The 12,903-nt window shown below is 60.5% G+C and carries 13 protein-coding genes; 5 read left to right on the top strand and 8 right to left on the bottom strand.

Features of this window, described 5'->3' with window-relative positions:
* Positions 1 to 18 precede the first annotated feature (18 nt).
* The 4 genes from PQR27_RS11260 to PQR27_RS11245 all read right to left on the bottom strand — a co-directional run bounded on the left by PQR27_RS11260 (position 19) and on the right by PQR27_RS11245 (position 4,885).
* Positions 19 to 1,068: a DUF2955 domain-containing protein gene (locus tag PQR27_RS11260; protein ID WP_408523729.1), complete on the bottom strand. Its 1,050-nt coding sequence runs from the start codon at positions 1,066 to 1,068 to the stop codon at positions 19 to 21.
* Positions 1,058 to 2,185, bottom strand: a complete 1,128-nt coding sequence (locus PQR27_RS11255) for an HlyD family secretion protein (RefSeq protein ID WP_408523728.1) — start codon at positions 2,183 to 2,185, stop codon at positions 1,058 to 1,060. Before PQR27_RS11255 ends, PQR27_RS11260 begins: the two co-directional genes overlap by 11 nt.
* Before the next feature lie 6 nt (positions 2,186 to 2,191).
* Complete coding sequence (locus tag PQR27_RS11250; protein ID WP_408523727.1) at positions 2,192 to 3,721, bottom strand: efflux transporter outer membrane subunit; 1,530 nt, start codon at positions 3,719 to 3,721, stop codon at positions 2,192 to 2,194.
* 243 nt (positions 3,722 to 3,964) lie between these two features.
* Positions 3,965 to 4,885: a LysR family transcriptional regulator gene (locus tag PQR27_RS11245; protein ID WP_408523726.1), complete on the bottom strand. Its 921-nt coding sequence runs from the start codon at positions 4,883 to 4,885 to the stop codon at positions 3,965 to 3,967.
* A 112-nt stretch (positions 4,886 to 4,997) separates the two neighbouring features.
* Here PQR27_RS11245 and PQR27_RS11240 point away from each other — a divergent pair, with 112 nt between their 5' ends.
* Together PQR27_RS11240 and PQR27_RS11235 are read left to right on the top strand one after the other, a co-directional pair.
* Complete coding sequence (locus tag PQR27_RS11240; RefSeq protein WP_408523725.1) at positions 4,998 to 5,996, top strand: aldo/keto reductase; 999 nt, start codon at positions 4,998 to 5,000, stop codon at positions 5,994 to 5,996.
* A 414-nt stretch (positions 5,997 to 6,410) separates the two neighbouring features.
* Positions 6,411 to 6,908, top strand: coding sequence for a RidA family protein (locus PQR27_RS11235; protein ID WP_408523724.1), 498 nt, complete (start codon positions 6,411 to 6,413; stop codon positions 6,906 to 6,908).
* Positions 6,909 to 7,005: 97 nt separating this feature from the next.
* Here the strand turns inward: PQR27_RS11235 and PQR27_RS11230 are convergent, their stop codons facing one another.
* Positions 7,006 to 8,061: a threonine ammonia-lyase gene (locus tag PQR27_RS11230; protein WP_408523723.1), complete on the bottom strand. Its 1,056-nt coding sequence runs from the start codon at positions 8,059 to 8,061 to the stop codon at positions 7,006 to 7,008.
* A gap of 380 nt (positions 8,062 to 8,441) precedes the next feature.
* On the opposite strand from PQR27_RS11230, the gene PQR27_RS11225 reads away from it, so the two are divergent.
* Together PQR27_RS11225 and PQR27_RS11220 are read left to right on the top strand one after the other, a co-directional pair.
* Complete coding sequence (locus PQR27_RS11225) at positions 8,442 to 9,164, top strand: nitroreductase (RefSeq protein WP_408523722.1); 723 nt, start codon at positions 8,442 to 8,444, stop codon at positions 9,162 to 9,164.
* A gap of 212 nt (positions 9,165 to 9,376) precedes the next feature.
* Positions 9,377 to 9,832 carry a ribonuclease gene (locus PQR27_RS11220; protein WP_408523721.1) on the top strand — a complete coding sequence of 152 codons (456 nt, stop codon included), beginning with the start codon at positions 9,377 to 9,379 and terminating at the stop codon, positions 9,830 to 9,832.
* On the opposite strand, the gene PQR27_RS11215 is transcribed toward PQR27_RS11220, so the two are convergent.
* Genes PQR27_RS11215 through PQR27_RS11205 form a run of 3 tightly spaced genes read right to left on the bottom strand, consistent with a single transcriptional unit; the run spans position 9,829 to position 11,714 of the window.
* Positions 9,829 to 10,710: an EthD domain-containing protein gene (locus tag PQR27_RS11215; protein ID WP_408523720.1), complete on the bottom strand. Its 882-nt coding sequence runs from the start codon at positions 10,708 to 10,710 to the stop codon at positions 9,829 to 9,831. The genes PQR27_RS11220 and PQR27_RS11215 overlap by 4 nt on opposite strands.
* Positions 10,711 to 10,768: 58 nt before the next feature.
* Entirely contained in the window at positions 10,769 to 10,975 is a 207-nt protein-coding gene (locus PQR27_RS11210; RefSeq protein ID WP_408523719.1) for an SDR family NAD(P)-dependent oxidoreductase, read from the bottom strand.
* A 13-nt stretch (positions 10,976 to 10,988) separates the two neighbouring features.
* Complete coding sequence (locus PQR27_RS11205) at positions 10,989 to 11,714, bottom strand: GNAT family N-acetyltransferase (protein ID WP_408525464.1); 726 nt, start codon at positions 11,712 to 11,714, stop codon at positions 10,989 to 10,991.
* 159 nt (positions 11,715 to 11,873) lie between these two features.
* Here PQR27_RS11205 and PQR27_RS11200 point away from each other — a divergent pair, with 159 nt between their 5' ends.
* Positions 11,874 to 12,836: a GlxA family transcriptional regulator gene (locus PQR27_RS11200; protein ID WP_408523718.1), complete on the top strand. Its 963-nt coding sequence runs from the start codon at positions 11,874 to 11,876 to the stop codon at positions 12,834 to 12,836.
* The last annotated feature ends 67 nt before the right edge of the window (positions 12,837 to 12,903 follow it).

Below are 12,903 nucleotides of genomic sequence, written 5' to 3'. Positions count from 1 at the left end.
CTCTCTCCTGTTGGGCGACTAAATGGCCCTGGACTGCCGCGGCACGCGGCGTGGTTGATCGAGAAGTTGCAGCACCAGGCAGGCATATAGGGAGACAGCGATAAAGAGCCCCATACGCACCGCGAAAGCCGTGTAGACATCTTTGCCTGCGACACTGTCCTGCACCGACTGGCCTAGCAGAATGATCAGCGTGACGAGCGTGTTGAGCCAGAAGCTGGGCGGGTAGCGCGTCGGGTTGAGCGCATACAGCTTGCGTGCGAGCATCAGCCCGAAGAGCAGCATCCACAGGAAGAACATCCAGAGATGCACGAACAGGCTGAGCGCGAACCAGAACAGGATGGCGAGTACGCCGCCGAGCAGCGTCGAGCCGAGCAGTTCACGAGCGGCGCCGCGGGCCGTCGTCGTGCAACTCTGGCGGCCGAGGCTCACCGCCTTCATCATGATCGGTATGTAGCTTGCCGGATCGGTGAGTGTCAGCAGAAACGCCGGTAATACGACGACGGTAGCGCGCAACGCCATCCAGCTGGCTTCGTCCAACGGCAGCACCGGTGCGGCGGGTGGCGCTGGCGCTCCAGGTGGCTCGGGGAATATCCAGTGACTGATGGTGTGCATCAGCACCGCGAGGAGCAGTCCTTTCACCAGCGCGCCGATCACCAGCACGCCCAGCGCAAAGCTGGCCGTGCCGGCCGCCGAAATCATCGTCAACCCCATCGCGAGAAAGAGGACGACCAGATTGTTGCCGCCGCGCAGGCCAAGGCGGAACGTCAGGAACAGACCCAGGCCAACCAGCAGCACACCGCTGCACGGGTAATAGCGCAGCAACGGGGTGAGCATCAAGCCACTGCCGGTCGTCAACATCGCCACCACCGCCAGGCCCACTGCCGCCTTGAGCGATAGAGGCTTGTTGAGCATGGTGAGGAGAAATGCGCAGAGCACCGGGGCAATCATCGGGACCGGCACATCCAGACCGAAGCTGGTCGCGAGGCACAGCGCGGTGCCGCTCGCAAGACGCAGCGAACGTTGACTGCGCAGGGCGAGCTGACGGGACATGGCGCTGTCAGTAGACATATGAAAGCCAGCTCATCAGATGCAGAAAGAGACGCCCGAGCGGATTGAGCGGATTGCCCTGAATCGGGAACGCCATGACTTCGGCCTGTCCGCCAACACGGACGCCGCGCAAGCCGGACAACTCACCCTGAGTGAACTCGACGATCACCGGGAACCGTTGGGCAGGACGCAACCAGTCACGGCTGTTCTGCACGGTGGGCAGGCCGCCGGGCGGGGCGCTTGGGCCCACGCTGACGCCATAACCGACGCTGCGCACGCGGCCTTCGAATACCTGGCCCGGCAGTGCGTCGAGCGCGATGGCAACCGGTGTGCCGGGCTCGACGTGGCCCAGATTGTTCTCCGTCATTTCCGCGCTGATCCACATATCGTGGATGGTGATCAGTGTCATGACGGGGTTGCCGGCAGCGGCGAACTGGCCTGTCTCGGTGCGCAGGTCGGTGATGAGACCGGCCGAGCGGGCTCGCACGCGCGTATTGGACACATCGAGTTCGGCCTTTTCGAGCGCCGTGGCGGCGCTTTGCAGCTTGGCGTTGTCCTGGTCGCTGCCTCCCTCCTGCTCGCGCGCGCGTTGCACCTCTGCCTGAGCCGCGGCCACCTGACTGATGGCCTGTTCGAGGCTCGCCCGTGCCAGCTCGATGCGGCGCAGCGAGATGGTGCCCGAGTCTTCCTGGTAGAGGCGCCCGAGTCGATCGCTATCCTGGCGCGCCTTGACTTCGTTGGCCTGGGCGGCACGCAGCGAGGCCCGCGCCGAGTCGATCCCGGCTGTACTGGCGCCGATCTGCCTGCGCGTCGATTCCAGGTCGGCACGGGCGCGATCAGCGGCGATTCTGTAGTGCTCCGGATCGACCTCGAAAAGGAGCGCTCCGGCTTTGACATCCTGATTGTTTCGCACGAACACCTGCGTCACGCGTCCGGACACTTCCGACGCCACCGGCACGACAAAGGCCTGGACCCGTGCCTGCTGCGTGTAGGGCGTCCAGCGGTCCGCCAGCAGGTACCAGAGGAGGCTGAGAACGATCAGTACAACTACTATCATGAGCCCCTTCTTCGACGGATCCCTGGCGGGCGCCGGTGCGCTCGGCGGAGGAGGGGCGGCGGGTTGCGGGGCATCGCTCATGGAGTCTTACCTCTGCACGGGGACGCTGTCGGCGGACGGACGGCTCGGCTGATCCAGCAGGTCACCCCAGTCGGTGCGCTTTTGCATCTGTTGGCGGTTAGCCGGGTCAACCAGTGGCTGTTCGCTGTACCAGCCGCCGCCAAGGGCCTTATAAAGCGCAATCAGATCGCTCACGGCGTTGCTGCGGTTGACCAGATAGGTGTCCTGCTGGGTGGATAGCGCGCGCTGGGCATCCAGTACCCGCTGAAAATCGGAGTAGCCTTCGCGGTAGAGTGCGTTGGCGAGCGTGAGCGACCGCCTGGCGGAAAGTGCCGCGTCGCGAAGGATGGCGTCGCGTTCCAGTGCCTTGGTCAGGCTGCTGGCGGCATCGTCGGCCTCGCGTGCCGCCTGGCGCACGTCGTCCTGATAGGCGACGATCAGTTGTTGCAGACGGGCATCCTGTACGCGTACGTTGTTCTTTATCGCGCCGTGGTCGAACACGTTCCAGCGCAGGCTTGGGCCACCTATCAAAGTCAGGCCGTTAGGAATCCCCTCCAGTGAGCCGGCGGACCAGACGATGGAGCCGAGCAGGGTCAGCGACGGATAGAGGTCTGCTTTGGCAACGCCGATAAGCGCCGATTGAGCCGCAATCTGCTGTTCGGCGGCACGTACGTCCGGACGACGCAGCAGCAGGTTAGCGGGCACGTCCTGCAGCACCGCGTGATCGACCAGCGGGACGACCCCTTCGTTCTGAGCCAGCTCTGGCAGCGGACTGGGCGGGCGTCCGATCAGGACCGCGAGAGCATTGCGGGCACGCATTATCTGGCTTTCCAGGTCGGGGATGCTGCTCAGCGTGCTCAGATACTGGGTTTTGGCCTGCTGAAAATCGAGTTCGTCTGTCTCGCCGCTCTTGAACAGCCGCTCCGTGATCTCATAGCTGCGCTTCTGCAGTCGGGCGTTGTCGCGGGCGATGCGCAGACGCGCCTCAGCAGTACGTAGGGCGAAGTAACTCTCCGCTATCTGGGCATGCAGCAGCACCAGCACATCTTCATAGTTGGCCTTGGAGGCAAACCATGCGGCATCGGCCGACTCGATGGCGCGACTGAAGCGCCCCCAGAAGTCCAGTTCCCAGCCTACGTCGAAGCCCGCGCTGTATTGCCAGAAGCTCTTGCTCTGCGGGTTCTGTCCGCCCGATTCCCTGCGGTCCCGGTATAGCACCTCGCCGCTGGCCACTTGCGTTTGCGGGTAGCGCCCGCTCTGGGCGATGCCCAGTTGAGCGCGGGCCTCCATCACTCGCAGGCCGGCAATCTGCACGCCTGCGTTGTGTGCATCGGCTTCGGTCATCAGATGTTCGAGCGTTGGATCCGCGAACACCCGCCACCATTGCTGGACGTCCGGTTGTGAGCGCGTCTCGCTGGCTTGTTCGATCGCCGTGCTGCTCCAGCTTTCGACCCAGGCTTCGTGCTGCGGCTGAAAGTCTGGCCCCACGCGCATGCAGCCGCCGAGGCAGAATGAGCAGATCAGCAACAAGCGCTTCGGACGAATCAAAGGCGACATGGGGCATCCTGCAGGATCGAACATCCTTACAGCAAGGCCGGCTGACACCGTTGTCATTGGCCACGATCGAACAATCGGAACCCCCGAAGCGAAAGTTTCATGTTCTTACCCGCTCAAGTCGCTTTCCTGCATTCGCCTGCTGGCGGGCGGCCGCACAATGACCTTGACTGAATGCATCCAGAAACAGTCGTCCGTAAGCAACGCTTCTGCACCAAGATCAAACGCCCCGGCTACTCACCGATACTAGGGGCCGATTGCCCGAAAATCAATGTTAGTAGTCGCCAGAATAAAATCCACGAATGCCCGAAGCGGTCCCGGCATATGCGTTCGGCTCGGATAGTAGAGAAACGGCCCGCTGAACGATTGCCACCAATCTTCGAGCACGGGTACGAGTGCGCCACTCGCGATTGCCGGCCGCAGAAACTCGTCGAAGGAGTAGACGATTCCCAGTCCTTCAATGGCCGCGCCTCTTTCCAGTTCGATCACCGAAGCGATCAGCGGCCCATTCGGGTCGATCCGAACGACATCGTCACCCTGTCTGAATTCCCATGTCGCCAGTACGCCGCTGTCGAAGCGATGTCCGATACATGCGTGGTTCACCAGTTCACGCGGATGTTGCGGGATGCCGCGAGCCGCGAGGTATGACGGCGCCGCGGCCGCGACGAAGTGTTGTACGCGCGGGCCGATGGGCACGGCGATCATGTCGCGCTCGAGGCGTTCGTCATAGCGGATGCCCGCATCAAAGCCGGCCGCGAGGATATCGATAAACGTGTCGTTGGTGCCGACATCCACGGTGATGCCCGGATGAGCGGCAAGGAAGCGCGAGAGCAAGGGCGGAAGGATTTCTCGTGCGGCGATCGAAGGAACGTTCAGTCGCAGCGTGCCGGTCGGACTCTCGCGAAACAGATTCACCGCATCCAGCGCCGTCGCAATTTCGACGAATGCAGGCGAGAGCCTTTCGTAAAGCCGCTGTCCCGCTTCGGTTGGCGTGACGCTGCGCGTGGTACGGTTAAGCAGCCTGACGCCCAGTTGCTGCTCCAGCCGGCGAATGGCTTCGCTAAGCGATGAGGCCGACACGCCTCGCGTTGTCGCAGCATGCCGGAAGCCTCTGGCCTGCGTGACCGCGACAAAGGCTTTCAGGTCGGAAAGGTCAGGTTCCTGCATTGTTCGATTTTCCGCACAGGGTATTCGAATTGAGGGGGATTATCGCACGCACCAACTCCGCCGATACTTCTGATCAAGCGCCCATCCTGCGGCGCAACTGTGGAGAAACACGATGAAGCAGCTTCAACTGGGTAAGACGGGACCGCAAAGCTCGGCCATCGGTCTTGGCTGCATGGGCATGTCGGGTATGTACGGCCCATCCGACCGCGCTGAAAGCATTGCAACGATTCATGCCGCGCTCGAAGCCGGCGTCACCCTGCTCGATACCGGCGATTTCTACGGCTCGGGTCACAACGAGATGCTGATCGGCGAAGCGCTGAAAAGCGCGCCCGCCTCACGGCGCGACGCCGCGATTGTCAGCGTGAAATTCGGGGCGATGCGCGATCCCGCTGGCGGCTGGTCGCTCTACGACGCGCGTCCCGCGGCCGTCAAAAACTTTCTCGCCTATTCGTTGCAGCGTCTGGGCGTCGATCACATCGACATCTACCGGCCGGCACGACTGGACCCCAACGTGCCGATCGAAGACACGGTGGGCGCAATCGCCGACCTGATCAAGGCCGGCTATGTGCGCCACGTGGGCTTGTCCGAAGTCGGCGCCGCAACGCTCCGCCGGGCGGCGGCGGTCCATCCGGTCAGCGAGCTGCAGATCGAGTACTCGCTGATTTCGCGTGGCATCGAAGAAGAGATCCTGCCCGCATGCCGCGAACTCGGGATTGGCGTGACGGCGTACGGTGTGCTGTCACGCGGCCTGATCAGCGGACACTGGAGCAAGGATGCCGCGGGCCAAGGCGATTTCCGCGCCATCAGTCCGCGCTTTCAGGGCGACAACGTCGATCAGAACCTCGCATTAGTCGAAGCCCTTCGCAAGGTGGCTGACGGCAAAGGCGTGAGCGTCGCGCAGATTGCCATTGCATGGGTCGCCGCGCAAGGTAGCGACATCGTGCCGCTGGTTGGCGCGCGTCGCCGGGACCGGCTGGCGGAGGCGCTCGGCGCCGTGGATGTGAAGCTCAGCAAGGACGATCTCGCTGCGATTGGCGAGGCGGTACCGAAAGGGGCCGCGGCGGGGGAGCGTTACGCAGCCGCGCAGATGGCGCATCTGCCTGTGAGGTAATACTAGTACGGGTTTGTGGCCAGTAGGGGTGTCAAAACCACCAATGGGCCCACCATTTCGAACCCTGCTAGCCCCTGGCATAAAAAACCCCGCGAGTCGGCGGGGCGTGGTGGGCAATTCCCGTGTGGAATACCCAGGCAGCGAGGCGTATAGACGTTCCAAGCACAAAATCAGCCAGAAGGTCCACGTATTGCGCAGGTTTGCCACCGGAGAGTCCGCGCAGACGTTCGTACTCGTGTTCGTTGGCAATAACGCCAGTGAGCACGGCGAGGTACAGGTCATGTGGCACATCTCCAATCTTTCCGCCGTACGCTTTGCTTTCGACATGCAGAGCGGCGAGGGGATGGTACAAATCTGGATTACTGATTAATATCGGGCATCTAACGTTCTTCGCAGGATCACGAGGAGACGGCCATGGCAAGAATCGAAGCAAAGCTGGCGGAAATGGGATTGGCGTTACCGCAGACGCTACAGATGCCTGCAAACGTAAACATGTCATTGCCATTTGCATGGGTGCGCGTGATCGGCACGCGAGCTTTTGTTTCAGGACACGTGCCGCTTAATCTCGACGGGACGATTGCGCAACCGGTCGGTAGAGTCGGCGCGGAGGTCACGCCAGACGAAGGCTACGCGGCAGCACGCCTTGTGGCGCTTGCACAGTTGGCGAGTCTCCAGAAGGCACTCGGTGACCTGGATCGCATCACTGCCTGGGTCCGCGTCTTTGCCATGGTCAACGTAGCACCCGGTTTCGACCAGATGCCACGGATCGCAAATGGCTTCTCGGATCTGATCCTTGAACTGTTCGGGCCGGACATAGGAATACATGCCCGGTCAGCAGTTGGCGTGTCGCTTCCTCTAAACGTACCCATCGAATGCGAAGCCGAGGTTGAGATTGACGTACGGTCCCACTGATTTTCGCTATCCAGCAATTTTCGGAAGAACAGAAACTTAAAAGCCTGGTCTGGAGTAACCAGCACCAGACGTGATTTCACTTTACGGGCCCATGGCCTTATTCATAGTCACGGATCCGGGACGGCATAAGATACTCCGATCGCTCGCCATTCAGCACCGAAGCCAGAACACGCATATCAATACCGCCGCCCGTTAGTACAGCGACAATGCGCTTGCCAGCAAAGTAAGGATGACGGGCTGCGGCAAGTGCGACCGCACCCGCGCCCTCGACGACGAGATGATTGTTTTTCGCCAGGCACCGGATGGCTTCAGCCGTATCCTCAAGCGTTGATACGACAACACCGTCCACCAACGCGTTGAGGTATGGCCAATTTGCATCGAGCACAGTCGATACACCGATGCCCGAGACCATGGGTGTTGAGTCGACTGGAACTTCGACGATAGCGCCAGCCGCAAGAGAAGAATAGAAAGGAGCCGCTGCCTCGGTCTCGCAAGCATACATTTGCGCGCGGGAGCCCCAATGCACGCATGCCAATGCAATACCTGTTATCAGTCCTCCGCCTCCGAAAGGCACGAGTATCACGTCGACGTCTGGCAGGTCTTCCAATATCTCCTGTCCGATAGTCGCGTCTCCAACGACGACATCGCGACACGCGCATGGATGCAGAAACATACCTGTTTCACCAGCAGGTGTTTCACCGCACAGTATTGCCCACCATCTTTCGTAGTCGACTTTAATCACCCGGGCGCCCAGCGTGCGAAGTGCCTCGATCTTGCTCTTCCCTGCTGTATCGGTGACGTACACCCTGACGTCCGCGCCCCGAACCCTCGCTGCTTCTGTCACCCCGAGGGCGAAGTTCCCGGTGCTCGCCGTATAAACACCGTTCGACAGTTGATCTTGAGTGAGTCTGGATACGGCATTCAACGCGCAGCGTATCTTGAACGATCCTCGCGGCTGAAGATTCTCAGGTTTGAGAAACACGCTCCGATCTGTGGCTGCTGCGTACGCTAACAGTGGGGTGCGGACGACGGTTCCCCGGATCGACTCGGATGCGCGCTCAATGTCGGCCCGGGAGAACTCTCCCAGATAGCTTGAGCCGACACCGCCTTCGAGCGGCTTGCGCGTATGGTGCAGGATGCCCGCAATGCTCATGATGTCCTCGCGTTTGCGTACGTTGAAGAGGTTGGCACGCGCAGAAAGGGGTCAGGTGAATCGGAATTCATGCGTTCATGCTGCGCCTCGCTCTCGGAGGAGGTCGCTCAACAAACCATACTAGACGTTTGTCGAAGGGAGCCAAGCACTCTTTCAAGTGTGGTGCCGCCTTTTCACTTGTCTGACGGGTTTTCGTGTAGCTCTGGTGGAGCATCATGTGGACACGGAGGCATTCAGGCAGCTATGTACTCATTTCATTCAAGCCAGCGCCACGCCGACAATGCGGCGTCTCGGTCTCGACTGCTTGATCGAGGATACAGCTATGATTCGTCGACAATCACAAGTCCATCGATTCAATTCCAGCAAAATCGGGAGTCTCCATGCATTCCACTAGACCAGAAGAACCACCGGCCCGCGCACGCAACAGTAGCGATCTTGAGGTCGTGCGACGACTTCTCGACGAGCGATATAGTTGCCGCGCATTTCGGTCGGAGTCGGTTCCCCGGGACGTCATCGAGAAAATTCTCACTTCAGCTCAACGGACGGCCTCCTGGTGCAACAGTCAGTCATGGCGAGTCACAATCACGGAAGGTGAGGGTACTGAGCGACTTAGACGCATACTGTACGAACACGCGTCGAACGAAGAGCCGCAGGAACCCGACTTCGTATTTCCGCGCGAATACCGCGGTGTCTATCTGGACCGACGACGCGAGAGCGGATTTCAACTTTACAGTGCGTTAGGAATTGAGCGAGGCGATAAGCCCGCCTACATTCGACAGATGCTGCAGAACTTTCGATTGTTCGGCGCTCCGCATGTGGCAATTATCACCACGGACGAGGCTTTAGGGGTCTACGGGACAATCGACTGTGGATGTTACGTCAGCAATTTTCTGCTTGCCGCGCATGCCAGTGGCGTAGCAACAATTCCCCAAGCCGCATTGTCGTCGTATGCGAAGGTCATCCGACGAGAATTGAGCTTGGGCGAGGACCGAAAGATGGTGTGTGCAATATCCTTCGGTTATGCCGATGAAGGGCATCCTGCCAATTCATATCGAACGAATCGAGCGCCGCTCGCAGACTCCGTCAGATGGGTCACGGTGTAGACAACGGCCCCCTGAAGCAACTCGACGATAAAACGAGCCTTGCCGCATCTGCTTGATTTGCATGCTTGCCGAACGACGAGGACCGTGGGTCGGCCTGATTGTCGAGAGAAAAACGCCTATTTCCGGCCGAACATTGATTCACTCTGCTATTAGCGATACTCTTAAATCGTTCATGGTCGTGAAATGCTGGTCAACCCGGAGGCAACCATTTCGTGAAGCGAGCGTGGGCTTTCTCCTGCATCCTCGGCTTGAGCGCGATCCTCGGCGGGTGCGGCAAGAACGGATCGCAAAATGCTGCTCCGGCATCGGAGGCATCCGCGAGTCAGGCGCCGGGCCAGCCTGGGCAGGCCGCGAGCGCCACACCTGCCGCGTCGGGCGCACTGGCCACCGTCACCAAGGCGCAGTTGCCGGGGGAAGCAGCCGAAACCCTGCGTCTGATCAAAGCGGGCGGCCCGTATCCTTTTGGCGAGGACGGTGTCCTGTTCCGCAACAGCGCGGTATTGCTGCCGCAGCATCCGCGTGGCTACTACCACACCTACACAGTTCGCACGCCTGGCTCGGCGGATCGCGGGCAGCGCCGCGTCGTATGTGGTGGACCGCGCAAGCAGACCGGCGACTGCTACTACACCGACGATTACTACGTCAGTTTCAAACGCATTGCAGACTAAGCAAATCTTGCGGTAACCCTCTCGTCGAGCTGATTCACTGCGGCCAAGGTTGTGATGAGTTCGGCGGACCGGCTCCCTCGCAAGCCCGCCAAGGTTGGATGGCCGTCACGAACGAACGTATAGAACCCAGTCACGAGATAGACGCCGATCGCGTCGACATGGCGCGCCTGTTCGCCCACCACTTCTTTGAACATTGGCGATGAGAACAGCGACTTTGCCGCCAGGGGGCTGGCGAATGCGATTTCCGCAATCGCCAGATTCAGTCTGTCTGCCGCGACACAGTGTTCGACATTGGGCGACGGAGGGGCGGGCTTATCATTGTCGTACGGTTCAGGGAGATGCAGCTTCCACTTGACCACAGCGTCATGTTTTGCGAGCGCGGTATTCGTTTCCGTCAGCCATGTCGCCGTGTCCCGGCCTGGCTTGCGGCTCATGTACACATGGATACGATGAAATGGATCGGCACCGTTGCGGGTGCCATTTTCATCGTTGTCGACAAGCGTGAGCGAGCCGTTCGGCAGGTTGTAGGCAACGGCTTCACCAATGAAGTTGGATTCATCGTCGTAAAGAATCGTGCCTGCCTCGGCGAATACGGCCTGCTCCTCAAGATTCGCAAAGCCCAACTCCGCTGACCCATCGAGCTTCGCTTCAATCCGGCGAACGCCCTCTGCGACAGGCCAGAAGTTCGCGTAATAGTCCCGGTCGAAGTGCTGTTGAACGTGGAAGTTGAGTCCCGGCAAGCGCGAACAAAGAGTCGAGTGCACGTCGCGCCAGTAATTTGCAAACAATTCGTGTGGGAGGCCGTCCCGGCGTCTCACGGAAGCGTAGACGTTGTGCTTGACGACTTTGTCACGGGCAGAGAAGTCTTGCTGATTCATCAAAGCTCCTTAACGATTGCGGCGCTTGCCAGGCGTTACGGCCTTGACAGACGATTGACTATACGCTTGTGATGGCGGCGTCGTCTGTTACGTCAAGCTCGATGACAGGGATCCCCCTGGCTTGCAGGGCTTCGGCATGGGGCCGGTTACGGTCGGCGACGTCGCGCATGGACGCGAATACCTGGTGCCCGGCGTTTGCGAGCGTCTCTGCGGTGTCGCGGCCGAAGCCACTGCTAGCGCCGGTAATCAGGATGTTTTTGAGCATGATGAGTTTCCTTTCACTGGCTGCGGAGGAGGGGAGTCGAAAGCGAATCTGCGTGTACGACGCGGGTAAGTTGAAACGCGCGACGCAATTCGAAGCCAAGACGCTCATACAACCCAATCGCAGACATGTTGTCGCTGAACACGTGGAGAAACGGCGTTTGCCCCCGTTGCTCAATTTCTCTGCGCAAGACTTTTATCAGCCGGCCAGCAAGGCCATGTCCGCGATAGTCTTCATCGACGCAAACGGCGCTGATCTCAACGTATCCCTCGACGCACATCCGTTCGCCGCCCATGGCAATAAGACGCCCCCGCTCGCGAATCCCAATGTAGTTGCCCATCTCCCACGTTCGCGTGCCGAAAGGGCCGGGCCTGGTCTTCTGGACCAGGTCCAGCATCTCTTTCACATCCGCGTCACCTAGCCGGCTTACCTCGTGATCGTCCGCGCTCGCTGCTTCGCGGTGCCGGGCGATCATTTGATGGATCACTCCCACGTGCGTCGTTTGAAGGCCGTCGATTGCAGCGACCGGTTCATCGGATAGCAGGGCGGCCTGCTCGTGAGGCAACAGAAGCTGAAGGAGCGCCTGGTATGCCGCGGGCGTTTCGCATGCCAGCGCAGCAAAGGGCGCCACATCGGGGTGGTATCGACGGGCAAGCGCATCTCCATATCCAAGGTGCGCCTGCTTCGTTGTGAGGGCCGCCCAGATTGGACGGTCGAGGTCAGCTTCTATCGAACCACTCATGCTGTCTCCTTTTGCAAGCACAACCGTGTGCAACTGTGTGCCAGCGGATTGATTGAATCTTCGGCCAGCGCATTACCCTGGCCGCATTGCTACGCAGTCTAGACGTCCAATCGGAGCGAGGCTATAGTCGCAAATGACATTAATAGGTGTATTTGCGACATGAGACTGGTCATCCTCGCGCTTGACGGCCTGTTCGACACGGGGCTCACGGTACTACTGGATATTTTTTCGACGGCCAACGAACTGGCCGCTGCCCAGGGGTTCGCCGCACCGCCTTTCGATGTAAGGGTCGTTGGCGTACGCAGACGCATCCGTACCGCGCACGGCTTGTCGACGCCAGTCGAACCGGCAAGCAGCGTTCCGCGCCCGGATTGGGTGGTGGTGCCTGCGCCGAATGTCCGACAACCTGAGCGCCTGATCGAGGCGCTGGAGCGCCCAGACGTGCGTGACGCAATGGCATACCTTCGTGCCCGGCACGCTGACGGCGTCGGTGTCGCGGCCGCCTGTATCGGTACGTTCCTGCTGGCCGAAGCCGGGCTTCTGGATAGTCGCGAGGCGACGACCACGTGGTCACTCGCACCTTTCTTCCGCCAACGCTATCCGGCCGTCAATCTGGATGATTCACGCATGGTGGTCGCCTCGCATCGCGTGGTGACGGCAGGTTCCGCACTGGGACATCTCGACCTTGCGCTCTGGTTGCTGCGTCAGGCAAGTCCCGAACTTGCGGCGCTCGTTGCGCGCTTCATGCTCATTGACAAGCGTTCATCCCAGGCCGAATACATCATTCCCGATCACCTCGCCCACGCCGACCCGTTGGTCGCCCGATTCGAGCGATGGGCTCGCGACAATCTCTCGTTGGGGTTTTCGCTTCAGGCGGCAGCGGCTGCGTTGTCCGTCGGACCGCGCACTTTGCAGCGCCGTACCGAGGCAGTGCTTGGCAAGTCGCCACTGGCGTTCTTCCAGGACCTGCGAATCGAACGGGCGCAGAACCTTGTCGCGATTGGCTACGACATCGAGACAATTGCGAGCGAGGTTGGCTACGCCGACTCGGCGACATTGCGGACGTTGCTGCGTCGGAGGCTCGGCCGCGGGGTGCGGGAGCTTCGCGCCGAAATGCGGTAGTGACGCGACGGCAGAGATCAGCACGCGAAGGTATCATCCATCATAAGCAGATTGACCGTGCAATTTC

Origin of the sequence: Paraburkholderia fungorum, assembly GCF_046027215.1 — a bacterium.
GTDB lineage: Bacteria > Pseudomonadota > Gammaproteobacteria > Burkholderiales > Burkholderiaceae > Paraburkholderia > Paraburkholderia fungorum_D.
The sequence above is the reverse complement of the archived record's forward strand: the minus strand, read 5'-3'. Positions and strand labels throughout refer to the sequence as shown.

Bases quoted from the DNA above. Each gene is read 5' to 3' on its own strand.
- PQR27_RS11260 (WP_408523729.1), bottom strand. From the start codon at position 1,068: ATGTCTACTGACAGCGCCATGTCCCGTCAGCTCGCCCTGCGCAGTCAA.
- PQR27_RS11255 (WP_408523728.1), bottom strand. From the start codon at position 2,185: ATGAGCGATGCCCCGCAACCCGCCGCCCCTCCTCCGCCGAGCGCACCG.
- PQR27_RS11250 (WP_408523727.1), bottom strand. From the start codon at position 3,721: ATGTCGCCTTTGATTCGTCCGAAGCGCTTGTTGCTGATCTGCTCATTC.
- PQR27_RS11245 (WP_408523726.1), bottom strand. From the start codon at position 4,885: ATGCAGGAACCTGACCTTTCCGACCTGAAAGCCTTTGTCGCGGTCACG.
- PQR27_RS11240 (WP_408523725.1), top strand. From the start codon at position 4,998: ATGAAGCAGCTTCAACTGGGTAAGACGGGACCGCAAAGCTCGGCCATC.
- PQR27_RS11235 (WP_408523724.1), top strand. From the start codon at position 6,411: ATGGCAAGAATCGAAGCAAAGCTGGCGGAAATGGGATTGGCGTTACCG.
- PQR27_RS11230 (WP_408523723.1), bottom strand. From the start codon at position 8,061: ATGAGCATTGCGGGCATCCTGCACCATACGCGCAAGCCGCTCGAAGGC.
- PQR27_RS11225 (WP_408523722.1), top strand. From the start codon at position 8,442: ATGCATTCCACTAGACCAGAAGAACCACCGGCCCGCGCACGCAACAGT.
- PQR27_RS11215 (WP_408523720.1), bottom strand. From the start codon at position 10,710: ATGAATCAGCAAGACTTCTCTGCCCGTGACAAAGTCGTCAAGCACAAC.
- PQR27_RS11210 (WP_408523719.1), bottom strand. From the start codon at position 10,975: ATGCTCAAAAACATCCTGATTACCGGCGCTAGCAGTGGCTTCGGCCGC.
- PQR27_RS11205 (WP_408525464.1), bottom strand. From the start codon at position 11,714: ATGAGTGGTTCGATAGAAGCTGACCTCGACCGTCCAATCTGGGCGGCC.
- PQR27_RS11200 (WP_408523718.1), top strand. From the start codon at position 11,874: ATGAGACTGGTCATCCTCGCGCTTGACGGCCTGTTCGACACGGGGCTC.